11 protein-coding genes are annotated in these 13,255 nt (G+C 59.3%); 7 read left to right on the plus strand and 4 right to left on the minus strand.

Annotated features, from left to right (window positions below; all coding sequences use genetic code 11):
• The first annotated feature begins 152 nt into the window (after positions 1–152).
• Complete coding sequence (locus tag HGP14_RS32500) at positions 153–356, plus strand: hypothetical protein (protein WP_168833936.1); 204 nt, start codon at positions 153–155, stop codon at positions 354–356.
• Between the two features lie 644 nt (positions 357–1,000).
• Here HGP14_RS32500 and HGP14_RS32505 read toward each other — a convergent pair.
• Positions 1,001–1,357, minus strand: coding sequence for a hypothetical protein (locus tag HGP14_RS32505; protein WP_168833937.1), 357 nt, complete (start codon positions 1,355–1,357; stop codon positions 1,001–1,003).
• Between the two features lie 365 nt (positions 1,358–1,722).
• Here HGP14_RS32505 and otsB point away from each other — a divergent pair, with 365 nt between their 5' ends.
• From otsB to HGP14_RS32525, 4 genes are all read left to right on the plus strand, one after another.
• Positions 1,723–2,502: a trehalose-phosphatase gene (gene otsB, locus HGP14_RS32510; RefSeq protein ID WP_168833938.1), complete on the plus strand. Its 780-nt coding sequence runs from the start codon at positions 1,723–1,725 to the stop codon at positions 2,500–2,502.
• Between the two features lie 35 nt (positions 2,503–2,537).
• Entirely contained in the window at positions 2,538–3,953 is a 1,416-nt protein-coding gene (gene otsA / locus HGP14_RS32515; protein WP_168833939.1) for an alpha,alpha-trehalose-phosphate synthase (UDP-forming), read from the plus strand.
• A gap of 530 nt (positions 3,954–4,483) precedes the next feature.
• Positions 4,484–6,385 carry a potassium transporter Kup gene (locus HGP14_RS32520; RefSeq protein ID WP_168833940.1) on the plus strand — a complete coding sequence of 634 codons (1,902 nt, stop codon included), beginning with the start codon at positions 4,484–4,486 and terminating at the stop codon, positions 6,383–6,385.
• Between the two features lie 44 nt (positions 6,386–6,429).
• Entirely contained in the window at positions 6,430–7,692 is a 1,263-nt protein-coding gene (locus HGP14_RS32525) for a sodium:proton antiporter (protein WP_168833941.1), read from the plus strand.
• A gap of 152 nt (positions 7,693–7,844) precedes the next feature.
• Here HGP14_RS32525 and HGP14_RS32530 read toward each other — a convergent pair whose 3' ends face one another.
• Genes HGP14_RS32530 through nhaA form a run of 3 tightly spaced genes read right to left on the minus strand, consistent with a single transcriptional unit; the run spans position 7,845 to position 10,654 of the window.
• Entirely contained in the window at positions 7,845–8,084 is a 240-nt protein-coding gene (locus HGP14_RS32530; protein ID WP_168833942.1) for a hypothetical protein, read from the minus strand.
• Between the two features lie 43 nt (positions 8,085–8,127).
• Positions 8,128–9,402 carry a DUF2254 domain-containing protein gene (locus HGP14_RS32535; RefSeq protein WP_168833943.1) on the minus strand — a complete coding sequence of 425 codons (1,275 nt, stop codon included), beginning with the start codon at positions 9,400–9,402 and terminating at the stop codon, positions 8,128–8,130.
• 55 nt (positions 9,403–9,457) lie between these two features.
• Positions 9,458–10,654, minus strand: a complete 1,197-nt coding sequence (gene nhaA, locus HGP14_RS32540; protein ID WP_168833944.1) for a Na+/H+ antiporter NhaA — start codon at positions 10,652–10,654, stop codon at positions 9,458–9,460.
• Positions 10,655–11,325: 671 nt separating this feature from the next.
• Here nhaA and HGP14_RS32545 point away from each other — a divergent pair.
• Together HGP14_RS32545 and HGP14_RS32550 are read left to right on the plus strand one after the other, a co-directional pair.
• On the plus strand, positions 11,326–12,663 hold the full coding sequence (locus tag HGP14_RS32545; protein WP_168833945.1) for a chloride channel protein: 1,338 nt from the start codon (positions 11,326–11,328) through the stop codon (positions 12,661–12,663).
• A 101-nt stretch (positions 12,664–12,764) separates the two neighbouring features.
• Positions 12,765–13,142: a GFA family protein gene (locus tag HGP14_RS32550; RefSeq protein ID WP_168833946.1), complete on the plus strand. Its 378-nt coding sequence runs from the start codon at positions 12,765–12,767 to the stop codon at positions 13,140–13,142.
• Positions 13,143–13,255 lie beyond the last annotated feature (113 nt).

The raw sequence follows: 13,255 nt of genomic DNA on the forward strand, positions 1-13,255 counted from the left end.
AGGGGTGCGGTCGTGGGTCGAATGGGATGCGACGTACGGTTCGAGTAGACAAGGAGTACCCGGGGTTCGCTTGCCGTGCTATGAAGAATGGCACGGCAAGGATGCCAAACGATTGGCGTCAAGCTGCCGCTAAGTGAGGAGGGTCATGTTTCATGGCAACGGTCGCTAAGGTGAACCCACACTTCCTCCGACGGTCCGATCACGTTTGGAAATCCGGCGCGAGCGACTATTCCTCCTACCACATAGCCAATCAGGGTGTCGATCAGCGCGGGCTGATCGTCAAGATGTCCGAAAGCGAGGCCGCCCGGCTTCTCGAATGGCTTGCCCGTCACCTAGAGGGGGCGGTCCGCCCATAAGAACGATTGGTGCAGAAAAATGATGCCAGAGAGCAGGGGAGAGCCGCGCGAGCCGAGCTGGTGGATGTGGGCGGTTGTGGGGCTGGCCATGCTTGAATTCATTACCGTAGTTATCGGCAAATTGGCAGCGTTGTTCGACGTTTCATCTGACGCTCGCGATCGACGGCGGGCCCCTCGGTCCCGGATAGGGGAGTTGGCACAACTCTAATTGATTATTGACGAGCGGGCTTCGCTGGAGCTGTAGTTTTTGGACGCGGTTGCGCTAACCACCGCAGCTAACCCACCGCTCCGCCCGGCCATGGCAGCCCCGGCAGGTCCAAACTGTCCGGCGCGGTGGGATGCGACAGGGCTCGCCCTCGTTGCAACACAGACGAGCCCTTGTCGTACCAACGTACTCCACTTCTCCATTTCGCTCGGCCCGCGCCGAAGCGCTAACCGTTGCCAACCGGGAGGATTGAGATTCGAGAGAGGCACCCTAGGTCAATGAGGTGCTATCGGCAGATCAGCACCTGGGAGCCTCGGCGCTAATCATGCAGCTCAGCGGAACATGACTCCCATGCCGCGAGGGTTTTTCCGAGATCTCCCTTGCGGCCGACTGTGCGAGGGCTCACCATTTGGCAAGTTTGGACGAGCCCTCGCCGCCGCTAAGGCCGAACGATTGGCGTCCTGAACATGGTCTTTTTCGCTCGCTCCTGAGCATCGTCGAGCTTCCTGCTCAACACCTCGACGCGGGTCGCGACCTTGTTGATGCTCTCGATTGCGGTGTCGAGTTTCCCCCCGAGGGATTCCACCACGCGATCGACGCGCGCGTTAGCCGCCTCGATCCCCTTCTTGTTTTCCGCCGTCGCCTCAAGAGCTCTCGTCACCTGGAATGATAGGGGTGGAATTTGCGACACCTGCTGCTGAGTGTCGTCGAGAACCTTCTGTGTGCGCTCTTGAGCGTTTCGGATATCGGCGATGTCGCGGTTAAGACTGACCCTCCCCGCCGACCGCAAAGGCATTAACCAATCCGGCGCCGAGATCGACAACGACGGCGATGGGCGGGCGGTCCTCTGACGCCACAGCAATGCGCGATGGAATGAAGATTCAAGTGGCAGTTCGTCCATGCGGACCCGCTTTATTTCCGACGGCAACGATGCCGTAATTCTCTTCGGGGTCTCAAAGAGATCATAGGTCCGCATAATACAGCCCTAAGGATCATGGCGGGTTTAGAAAAAAATTCCCGCAACTACGGTCGGGCAAGTAAGAACATCCCACTAATGAAAGGCCGTAGAAAAATCTTTTAATTCCGGCAGGAATGTGTTAAATCCGAGAAAATTCTATGTTCCCGCGCCGCGCTTGGCAACGCCGAGGATGATTCCGAGACATGGCCTATCAAGCCCGAGGAAAGGATCGCTGGTCCTCTTTGTTTCCTCTCCATGAACTTGCTGCGTATCCGTTCGAATGGGCAGTCTTCTGCGACATTGACGGCACGCTGCTCGACCTGGCGGAAACTCCGACTACAATCGTCGTACCACATGGTCTGCCGGCAGATCTCGAGTTGCTCTCGCACAATCTCGGCGGCGCATTAGCGCTGGTAACCGGACGTAGCGTTGCGTTTGTCGATACCCTCTTTGCCACCTTTCAGTTTCCTGTCGCAGGCTTGCACGGTGCGGAGTGGCGTCATCCCGAAGGGCCGCTCCAGAGCGTCTCCGTGTCTTCCGAATTTGACGCGTTAAAACGCGCCATCGTCAATGAGGCGGGGGAATGGCCTGGCGTGCTTGTCGAGGACAAGGGAGCGGCAATTGCGGTTCACTACCGACTCTCGCCGCTACGCCGGCGCGATGTTGAGGCAATGATGAACCGTTGTGCTGCAATCATTGCTCCGGATTGGGTCTTGCAGCACGGCAAGATGGTCAGCGAACTTCGACCAGCGGGTGCCAATAAGGGAAACGCAGTCGAGTCTTTTCTCGCATGCGCCCCTTTCAGCGGCCGCCGCCCCGCCGTGATCGGCGACGACCTGACCGACGAAGCGATGTTCCGGGTCGCGAATGCCCGAGGGGGCAAGTCAATTCGCATCGCGCCGCTGTCAGCGGAAACATCCGCCCATTACGGCATCTCCTCCCCGGTCGACCTTCGGAGGCTTCTCAGAACGCTCGTCGAATAGCGTTTTCATATTCCATTTTCATTAGAGGATACTTCATGAGCCGTCTTGTCGTCGTTTCCAATCGTGTCCCTATGCCTGCGAAAGATGGCGATGCACCCGCAGGTGGCCTGGCGGTCGCATTGCAGGCGGCCTTGCAGGAACGGGGTGGCATCTGGATGGGCTGGTCTGGCAACTCCAGTGGAGACAAGGAGCCAGGCCCGCTGTCTCAATTGCAGAAAGGCAAGATCGCTTATGCTTTGACGGACCTCACCGATACGGACGTCGAGGAATATTACCACGGTTTCGCAAATCGCGTTCTCTGGCCGATCTGCCATTACCGGCTCGACCTCGCCGAATATGGCCACAAGGAAATGGCCGGATATTTTCGCGTCAACCGTTTCTTTGCCCATAAGCTCGCGCCGCTGATCGAGCCCGACGACATCATCTGGGTGCATGACTACCATCTGATTCCACTCGCTGCCGAACTGCGCCAAATGGGGCTGAAGAACCGGATTGGCTTCTTCCTGCATATTCCTTGGCCGTCGGCCGACATCCTGGTCACGATGCCCGTGCACGAAGAAATCATGCGTGGGCTATCGCACTACGATCTCCTCGGCTTCCAGACTGACTATGACCTGCAGAACTTTGCCGGCTACCTCCGGCGCGAGGGAATTGGAGACGACCTCGGAAACGGGCTGTTCGATTCACATGGACGCAGCTTCAGGGCGGGAGCCTACCCGATCGGAATTGAAACTGCAGAGTTTGCAGAGCTCGCTCGAAAGGCCGCAACCAACATCATGGTGCGGAAGGCGCGGCAGAGCGTTGAAGGCCGAGATATGATCATTGGCGTCGACAGGCTCGACTATTCGAAAGGCATCATCCAGCGCCTGGATGCTTTTGAGCGCTTCATCAACAGCAATCCAGGCTTTCAGAATAAGGTGACCTATCTACAGATCACGCCGAAATCGCGATCGGAGGTTCCTGAATATGAGCAAATGCAGAAGATGGTCGCCGAGCAGGCCGGTCGCGTGAACGGTGCAGTGGGAACGGTCGACTGGGTTCCGATCCGCTACATTAACCGGTCGATCGGTCGCAACGTTCTGGCGGGGCTTTATCGGCTGGCGACGATTGGCCTCGTGACGCCCCTGCGCGACGGCATGAATCTTGTCGCCAAGGAATATGTCGCAGCCCAGGACCCCGATCATCCAGGCGTGCTCGTGCTCTCACGCTTTGCAGGTGCCGCACGCGAGTCGAAAGGTGCCCTGCTGATCAACCCCTACGATGTCGAAGGTACTGCTAATGCGCTGACCAAAGCGCTGACGATGTCTATTGAGGAACGCCGCGAACGCTGGAGCCGCATGATGGACCATCTGCTCACCCACGATGTCTCGCAATGGTGCGAGGACTTTCTGCGGGACCTGATCCCCGTTGCCAGGCTCCAATCCGAGCGGGGCTCCCTGTTGGCTTCCTAGCCCGTTAACGGACAAACGGAGCCGGATTTTAATCCCTGTGTGCGAGGAGATAATTGATGAAATTTCGACCAACCGCAATTACTGACAGAAAACTTGAAGCCCACTCGTCAGCAGCCAAACACGCCGGATCGAATACCTTACGCCGTGCACAGGTCCTGCCACCTCACAACGTTGATCTGACGCTGAAGCCGACAACACTCGAACAGATGCGTGCCTTTCCGAAGGCCCAAAAATGAATCCTGGTTTACTTAAGCTGCCGGAAAAGAGGCTGGGAGACCAGGCGCCATGGGCAGAAGACACTAGAAGCCGATCCGTTCATATGGCGATGCTCGTGCGACAGCGAGACGCCTTGCCAATCGGCGTTCTGGACGAGCAAAGTCTTTGGCCCGAAAGGCTGGGCCACCTTGTTCCTTGGAACCCGTGATTGCTTCGAATCGTTAAACGCATTCGTCATGGCACTGCTTCTCTGACGGTCTGTCTTCCTGCCAGCATATTCGAACGCCTTCTTCCTTCCAAGCTGCGAGCCGCCAGTGACCCACGCGCGATTGCGATCCGAAGATCCAGAGCTAGAACATGAGACCCACAGTGGCTTGCCGTCTCTCGTTCTCGCAGCGCTGGGTGTCGTCTACGGTGATATAGGAACAAGTCCGCTCTACGCGTTTCGGGAAGCTCTGCATGCGACGGCCGGAAGCGGGTCGCACCGGGACACCGTCCTCGGAATCCTGTCACTGATCGTCTGGGCGCTGACCATTGTCGTGACAGTGAAATATATCACATTCGTGCTGAAGGCGGATAATCGGGGTGAAGGCGGAACGCTCTCTCTCATGACGCTCGCGCGGGAGAGTTTAGCAGGTAGGCCGGTATGGGTGCTCGTTTTGGGCGTGGCTGGCGCCTCACTCTTTCTCGGCGATGCGATCATCACACCGGCGATCTCGGTTTTGTCTGCCGTCGAAGGCATCCAGGTCGTCGCACCAGCTCTGTCTGCCTGGATCGTCCCTATCACTCTCACGATCATAGCTGTTCTCTTCTTCGTCCAGCGTCTTGGCACAGGAGGCGTGGCCGCTGTCTTCGGTCCCGTCATGGCGCTCTGGTTTCTGGTGCTTGGCATCAGCGGAGGCTTCCACATTCTCGACGATCCGGCGATCCTGTGGGCGATCAACCCTATCCATGCCCTCCATTATGCGGCGAACAATATCGGCATCACCATCACCGTCCTTGGTGCGGTCTTCCTCGCTGTCACAGGGGCAGAAGCGCTCTATGTCGACCTTGGTCATTTTGGCAGGCGGCCGATCGTCACTGCCTGGTTTGCGCTCGTCTTTCCCTGCCTACTGCTCAACTACTTTGGACAAGGGGCCTTCGTGCTCTCAAATCCCCACATGGCCGCCCATCCTTTCTTCGGCATGCATCCAGACTGGGCGAAAATCCCAATGATCTGCCTGGCGACAGCGGCGACCGTGATCGCCAGTCAGGCGGTGATCTCGGGCGCCTATTCACTCGTCAGGCAGGCCATGCATTTGAACCTGTTGCCACGCCTGCAGATTCTACACACATCGGAAACCCATTCCGGCCAAATCTTCATGCCGCAGGTGAACTTCCTGCTCTTCATCTTCGTCGCCGTGCTTGTGCTTTATTTCCGCAATTCGAGCGGCCTTTCCGCAGCTTACGGCATCGCCGTCACCGGCGAGATGCTCATCACGTCCGTGCTTCTCTACGTGGTCATGCTCCGCATCTGGAACTGGACGGCAGCGGCGGCGGCAGCCGTCGTAATCCCGCTGGTTTTCATCGACGCCGGCTTCTTCGTCGCCAACGTTGCCAAGTTCGCCGATGGCGGCTGGGTGCCGGTGGCGGTTGCGTGCACCATGGGCCTCGTCATGCAGACGTGGATGTCGGGTCGGCGCCTGCTCGCCGCCCGCACGAAACGGGACGAGATTTCTTTGGATGCCATCATTGACAAGCTTGCGCAGAAGAAGCCGCCAACCGTTCCAGGCACAGCGATCTTCCTGACGAGTGACGTCGAAGGCGCTCCGACCGCCCTTCTCCACAGTCTCAAGCACTACAAGGTTCTCCACGAACAGAACGTGATCCTGAGCGTGGTTACGGCAACAACGCCGTTCGTTTCGGACAGTGAGAAGATTTTTCTGGAAAGCTTCAACCCGCTGTTCAGTCGGTTGATCATCACGTTTGGCTACATGGAGACACCGAACATCCCACGCGCCCTTGTGCTTGTTCGCAAGCTCGGCCTGAAGTTTGATATCATGTCGACGTCGTTCTTTCTGTCGCGCCGGACTATCCTTCCCTCGAAGAAGGGCGGCATGCCGTTCTGGCAGGACCGGCTGTTCATCATGCTTGCCCAGAACGCCGGGAATGCAACGGACTATTTCGGACTTCCAACAGGTCGCGTCGTTGAACTCGGCCTTCAAACGGTGATTTGACGCGTGAAGACTTCCTAACCAAAGGGTGTCGGAGAGGTATTTTTTTGTCCGTTTTCGATCTCATTGCCTTGCTGCTTACCCTTACCGCCGGCTTCTCATGGACTAATCAGCGCTATCTGAGGCTCCCCCCATCCATCGGCATTCTTGTCATGGGGCTGGCCTCCTCAACGCTGCTCATCACGCTCGAACTTGCGTTGCCGACTGTGGCGCTCTATGAGCAACTCGCCAACCTCGTGAAGCAGGTGGACTTCCAGACGACGGTCATGAACGGCATGCTGGCTTTCCTTCTCTTTGCCGGCTCGCTGCACGTCGACTTTACGGCACTGCGGTCACGACTTGCTGTCGTGGGCTCCATGGCTGTCGCCGGTACGATCATTTCGACGGCGCTCGTCGGCGCGGCCATCTGGGGGTTGGCACAGCTCGGCGGGATGCCACTTCCGTTCATCTGGGCGCTGGTCTTTGGCGCGCTCATTAGTCCCACCGATCCCGTCGCGGTGCTGGCGACGCTGAAGGCCGTCAAGGTGCCCATCGAGCTGGAAACCGATATGGCGGGCGAATCCTTGTTCAACGACGGCGTCGGGGTCGTCCTGTTCACCACGCTGCTGGCCGTTGCATCAGCAGGCGGCGGCGAGGAGGTCGGATCGGCCGATGTGGCCAAGCTGTTTCTGCTCGAAGCGGTGGGCGGAGGGCTGCTGGGGCTCGTTTGCGGCTATGCTGCGTACCGCGCGATGCGCGCCATAGACGACTATCCGGTTGAAGTCCTGATCTCGATCGCCCTTGCGATGGGATGCTACTCGCTTGCAACGGCTCTCCACATGAGCGGCCCCATTTCCGTCGTCGTTGCCGGCATCCTTGTCGGCAATCGCGGCCCGAAGGACGCCTTAAGCGATCTGACGCAACGCTACCTCTTTGGCTTCTGGACGCTTGTTGATCAGATACTCAACTCGATCCTCTTCCTGCTGATCGGACTTGAGGTGCTTGTTCTCCGCTTCGACGCGTCCTACCTACCCTTGTCGCTGCTGGCGATCCCGGTCGCGGTCGGCGCCAGACTGGCTGCGACGGCCTCGGCAGTCGCAACGCTCAGACGTTGGTACAGCTTCCAGCGCGGAACTGTCACGGTGCTCGTGTGGGGCGGCCTGCGAGGCGGCATTTCCATTGCACTGGCCCTATCACTTCCCGAAACCGACTGGAAACCCGTGCTTCTTGCGGCGACTTATTTCGTCGTCGTCTTCACGATCCTGGTCCAGGGGGTGACGTTGGGGCGGGTGGCGAAGCGTGTCTTGAAAAACAATAAGGCTGTGGGCTAGAAGCCCGCCGACAGGAATTTGCGAATGAAGCACTGGAGCCGAAGGCGCGTCTACGTCGTGTTGGCCGCGCTCGCATTGATCGCGCTCGCCCAAATCGTCGTCATCAGCCTTGGCTTGGCGGGTTGGTTCTCGCATTAATCAGATGCGCGCTTTCAGTGCACGCTTGATGACGTCAACGCGTTGACCTTCGTCGAACTCAGCCCAACATATGTCCCGATCAGCAGGGTGGCGATGTCGCCCTCCGAGCGATAGCCGTCGTTGAACAACGCGATGACAGCGTGGCGGACGACATGGGAGGCATGATCGTCGTGTTTGACTTCGTAGTCGCGGTGCCATCGCTGGACGGCGCGGGACAGCATCTTCATCGCATCCTGTGGTTCCGACTGCTCCATGCTCTGCCTCCTCTAAGAACAGGTGGGCTTCCGCTTTTGATGTTCAACTCCTCGCGCCGCCGTTTGAGCGGGCGATTGCCGTTGCTCGAAGCAGAGTGAGGTCGGTGTCGACTTGCATCACCGCGGCCGCGCGGTCGAGCGCGTCCTTTGAATGTCGGATAGCGTTCTTCCGATATTCTGGCCCAAACTCAGCCAGGGCCGCGAAGGCCTTCTGCAACAGCAATCCGACTTCGATAAGCGAGGCCCCATCGCGCGCGATGGGCGTGAACAAATCGTCGAAGAGATCGGCGACCTCGATGGAAGCAACACGCAGCCTCGGATGACGAATGTCGTCGGGCTTCATGTGATCTGCGCCGTCTTGCCATGCATGCAGGATGCGTATCGTACGGGAAATCACGTCGATCGCCGTTCCGGGATCGTTGACTGCAGGAGACAAGGCGCGGGATGCAATCTCCGCAAGGACAGCGGCGCCAAAGCGCGGATCCTGGTCGAAGGATCTGACGTCTTCGATGGTGAAACAGGCTTTAACCTTCTCGAGGACTTTAAGGTCGCATCTGATGCGCAGCCATCCGAGCGGCGCGCCTGGCGACACGAGCTTGCCGGGGATAGCCGTCACGACAATCTCACATTCCAGCTCATCTGCGATCTTCGAAAGCGCACCTGCATCAACGTGCTGGACATAGCCCACACGATCGCTGAAGAACGGCGTATCGCGTGAGCCCGGTATTTTATCTTTCCCGTCGAGCGGCCGCCCGCCGAGATTAGGCGCCTCCTGCCACGCCTTGACAGCCTTGAGGGTCGCGTCTTCAACGCGGCGCGTGGTCTCGGTGACGCGCCCGAGCCTTGAGAGGTGATCGATCCAGCGCAGGAGGGTCACGACGATCAGAACGATCACGCCTATAGTGACAAGGAAGAGCACAAGCCTACCCTGCTCTCCATAGGCGCCCGTTGTCAGTGCAATGATGCCGACCAGGCTGAAGAGAAACGATCCGACGAAGGTCGCCAGCACGTTCTGAGTGGTGCTGTCTTCCATGACGAGACGGGTCGCCCGTGGTGTGACATTGGTCGTCGCGGCGGAAAACGCCGAGACCATAGTGCTGAGCGAGAATGTCGTCACGGTCAGCATGCTGGAGGCGATAATGCCGAGGATCTTGTCGACGGAATTCGCGCCGATCTTTGTGGAAAGGTCAGCCGGAATATAGGGGGTTACGACGATCGCCACGAGCGCAGTAGCGACCGCGGCGATGGAAAACAGGGTTGCCCTGAACCATATTCGCCGCGCCAGAACTGTAAAGGACCAAATCAGGCGCGAATTCATGCATCCCCCTTTCAAGACGAAGGGAAATAGCCCTCGGCCCTGCAAAAGCAATCCATCAGACCGTCCTGGCGGCTGGCTTCCTTCGGCTTGCCAGAAGCACTGCCGACCCGACCACACCGGAAATGGCCGAGCCCAGCAGAATGCCGATCTTCACCTTGTCCTGGATGGAGGGATCGTCGAAGGCGAGCAATCCGATGAACAGGCTCATCGTAAAGCCGATGCCGCAGAGAAGAGCCACACCGGTCATCTGTGTCCAGTTTGCGGTCGCCGGAAGCTGCGCCCATTTCAGCTTCACAAGGATCGCCACGACGGCAAGGACACCAAAAAGCTTTCCGACGAACAGTCCCGTGGCGACGCCAAGCGTATGAGGATCGACAAGCGTCGCGACCGATGCGCCGGCGAGCGAGACGCCCGCATTGGCGAAGCCGAAGATTGGCACGATCATGAACGCAACCGGGCGGTTGAGGAGATGCTCGAGGCGGTGCAGCAGGGATTCCTCGTCGCTTGCCTCCGGCCTGCCGGGCGTCGTCCTGATCGGGATCGAGAGCGCCAGCATCACGCCTGCGAGCGTCGCGTGAATGCCGGACGCAAAGACAAGCACCCACAGGGCCACGCCGAGCGCGAGATAAACCAGGAGCCTGGTGACGCCTGCTCGGTTGATTGCAAACAACGCTGCAAGAACCACGGCTGCGCCGGAGAGCGCCATCAAGTTTAGGTCGCTGGTGTAGAAGATCGCGATGACGACGACGGCACCAAGGTCGTCGATGATGGCGAGTGCTGCCAGGAAGATCTTCAACGAGGCTGGCACGCGATTTCCGAATAGCGATAACACGCCAAGTGCGAACGCGATGTCGGTGGCCGTGGGGATCGCCCATCCACGCAGGCTCGCAGGATTGCCAAGGTTGAACGCGACGTAGATGAGCGCCGGCATCAACATGCCGCCTGCGGCTGCCGCTCCTGGGAGAATCCGGCGGCTCCAGGTGGAAAGCTGGCCGTCGAGCATCTCACGCTTGATCTCGAGACCGACCAGCAGGAAGAAGACGGCCATCAAGGCGTCGTTGATCCAATGCAGCAAGCTCAGCGGACCGATGTGAACATGCAGCGCGTGAAAATAGGCATCGGCAAGTGGTGAGTTTGCCACGTCAAGCGCCAGCGCCGCTGCAGCCATCAGGACGAGACCGCCAGCCGCTTCATTGTCCAGAAATCTACGGAGTGTGGATTGAATGCGGCCGGTCGAGATCGGCAAGGACATGGGTTCGCGCTCCTCTTGGAGGGTTGATCTCAGTCTCCGTCGATTTCGGGAAGCCCGCGGCGCACGCAGCACACGCCCTATTTGCTCAATAGCGTAATCGTGAAAGATTTCCCATACCAAACGGGTTTAATAGCTGAATGTCAAAAACCGTGGCCTTGATCATCGCCGCGGCGCTAGTGCTCATAATGATTGCTCTCATGACGACACCTCTGTTAGTCGGTACAGTCGCGCTGCCACACGTGTGACGTTGGACCGGTAGATGACGACCCATCCGACGAGGAGGTAACTGAAGCGCCTGATCACAACGCAAACAGGAGGTGTTCACACCTCGCTCGCCGGACCAGTTAATGTAAAGATCAGAAGTATTGCCGGTTCCCTCGCCTCGTAGGTCGCCGGCGCTGCCGCCGTAACGGCGGCAATCCTAGAAGACCAGCCTCGAACCGCTGCGCGCGCAATTCTTCCAAGTTCCCCGGGCGAGGAGATGGCGCAGTCGGCTGCCCGTCGCCAGGCCCATGGACCGGCGATCCTGTTCAGAATGCACAGGATATCTGCCATCCTTGCTTCTGCGGGGTGCCATCCTGTCCACATCGGCTTGTTCGAAAATTGGGGGATGCTCTTCCGCCTCTTTTGCCGTTAGAAGATTTACCGACCCCACACGTTTCGAGTCCGTCATGCCCATTCCGTACCGCTATTCCAGGCTGCTTCGCCGTTCCCGCGTCCTTTGGGGATCGTTTTCGCTCTGGCGGCCGCGCTTGGTGTTCTGGTGCGGGGCGCTGGCAATCGGCGTCATCAGCGTCGGCTTCGCCAAGCTTGCCGACTTGGCGCAGAAGGCATTCGGCTCTGTTACCTCCTCCGGTGACTGCGCCTTTCTGCTGCCGCTGGTCCTGGCGCCGCTTGGTTTAATGCTGTCGGCCTATCTGGCGGCGAGGCTGTTTCCGAATTCGCAGGGCAGCGGCATTCCACAGGCGATCGCGGCGCGCCACCTGCGCGAGGAAGAGGACCGCACCCGGCTTCTGTCTATGAAGATCGCCTTCGGCAAGATCGTGCTGACTGTGCTCGGGCTCTTTTCCGGCGCCTCGATCGGCCGCGAAGGACCGACCGTGCAGGTCGGTGCCTCGATCATGCTGGCAGTGGCACGGCTCAGCGGCATGGCGCAGGCGCGTGGCCTTATCCTCGCGGGTTCTGCCGCCGGCATCGCAGCCGCGTTCAACACACCGCTTGCCGGCATCGTCTTTGCCATCGAGGAAATGAGCCGTACCTACGAGGCTCGCGCCAACGGCCTGGTGCTGACGGCCGTCATCCTCTCAGGCCTCGCAGCACTCGGCTTGTCCGGCAGCTACAATTATTTTGGCACGGCATCGGCGGCACCCACGCAGCTGCGCGACTGGGGCCTAGTGCTCGTCTGCGGCATCGGCGGCGGCATGTTGGGCGCCGCCTTCAGCGGCTTTGCGCTGCATTTCGGCCAGAAGATCCGCCGCTGGGCCCAGCCGCAACCGTTGCCGCGCATCCTGGCGCTCGCCGGCATCTGCGGGCTTGCCGTCGGCATCATCGGCGTTGCCTCCGGCGGCAACACGTTCGGGACCGGTTACGAGCAGGCGCGCAGTGCCGTCGAAGGCCATGCGCTGCCGCTCATGTTCTTCGTCGAGAAGCTGGCCGCCAGCTTCCTGTCGATGCTGTCGGGCATTCCGGGCGGCATCTTCGCCCCCTCGCTCGCCGTCGGCGCAGGTTTCGGCAGCACGGTCGGATCACTTTTCGGCACCAGCATCGCGCTGGCGGCGATCCTCGGCATGGCCGGTTATTTCGCGGGCGTCGTGCAGGCGCCGATGACGGCCTTCGTCATCATCCTTGAGATGACCGGCGACCACCAGGCGGTGATACCGATCATGGCGGTGTCGATGATCGGCTACGTGACTTCGCGCATCCTGTCGCGAGAGCCGCTCTATCACGGCCTTTCACGCGTGTTTATCGCGGCGGCGATCCGCATGCGTCGTGCAGCCGAAAAGGAATAGGGTTAGTTTTGAAATTCAAAGCTGGACTAGACATGACAGCAGTGGTTTGAGTGAGGTTCGTTTCGAACCCTCGCACAGACCAATTCCATGAGGAGCGAGCAATGAGGCGATCGGCGTCCTGTTCATGCGGAGAGCTTTCAATCGTCGCTGAAGGAGAACCCGTCAAAATTTCCGCCTGCCATTGCCGGGCCTGCCAACGCCGCACCGGCAGTGCGTTCGGAGTGGCGGTGTTCTTCAACAAAGAGCAGGTGGAGATATCAGGAGTGTCGAGCGGCTACGTCCGCTCCGGCGACAGCGGGCAATCGATCGAGTTCCACTTCTGCCCCACGTGCGGATCGACCGTTTTTTGGAAGCCGGAGTTCAGGAAAGGATTGGTCGCTGTCGCTTTGGGATGCTTCAGCGAACCTGCTACACTGGTGCCGACGCAAGGCGTCTACGAGGAAACCCGCCTCGGCTGGGTATCGTTCGACTTCGACTAAGGTGCGTGGAGCGACCTCCGTCGGATATATTCCATCCCAAACTACGCGCTATCCTGCCTCGCCTGACACTTGTGGTTTCCTTGCAGTCTAAAATCCACTAATATCATGGCATG

The sequence above is a fragment of the Rhizobium sp. P32RR-XVIII genome, assembly GCF_012641395.1.
Lineage (GTDB): Bacteria > Pseudomonadota > Alphaproteobacteria > Rhizobiales > Rhizobiaceae > Rhizobium.

What these genes read in the sequence shown, in the direction of transcription:
- HGP14_RS32500 (WP_168833936.1), top strand. Translation starts at nt 153, where the DNA reads ATGGCAACGGTCGCTAAGGTGAACCCACACTTCCTCCGACGGTCCGAT.
- HGP14_RS32505 (WP_168833937.1), bottom strand. Translation starts at nt 1,357, where the DNA reads ATGCCTTTGCGGTCGGCGGGGAGGGTCAGTCTTAACCGCGACATCGCC.
- otsB (WP_168833938.1), top strand. Translation starts at nt 1,723, where the DNA reads ATGGCCTATCAAGCCCGAGGAAAGGATCGCTGGTCCTCTTTGTTTCCT.
- otsA (WP_168833939.1), top strand. Translation starts at nt 2,538, where the DNA reads ATGAGCCGTCTTGTCGTCGTTTCCAATCGTGTCCCTATGCCTGCGAAA.
- HGP14_RS32530 (WP_168833942.1), bottom strand. Translation starts at nt 8,084, where the DNA reads ATGGAGCAGTCGGAACCACAGGATGCGATGAAGATGCTGTCCCGCGCC.
- HGP14_RS32535 (WP_168833943.1), bottom strand. Translation starts at nt 9,402, where the DNA reads ATGAATTCGCGCCTGATTTGGTCCTTTACAGTTCTGGCGCGGCGAATA.
- nhaA (WP_168833944.1), bottom strand. Translation starts at nt 10,654, where the DNA reads ATGTCCTTGCCGATCTCGACCGGCCGCATTCAATCCACACTCCGTAGA.
- HGP14_RS32545 (WP_168833945.1), top strand. Translation starts at nt 11,326, where the DNA reads ATGCCCATTCCGTACCGCTATTCCAGGCTGCTTCGCCGTTCCCGCGTC.
- HGP14_RS32550 (WP_168833946.1), top strand. Translation starts at nt 12,765, where the DNA reads ATGAGGCGATCGGCGTCCTGTTCATGCGGAGAGCTTTCAATCGTCGCT.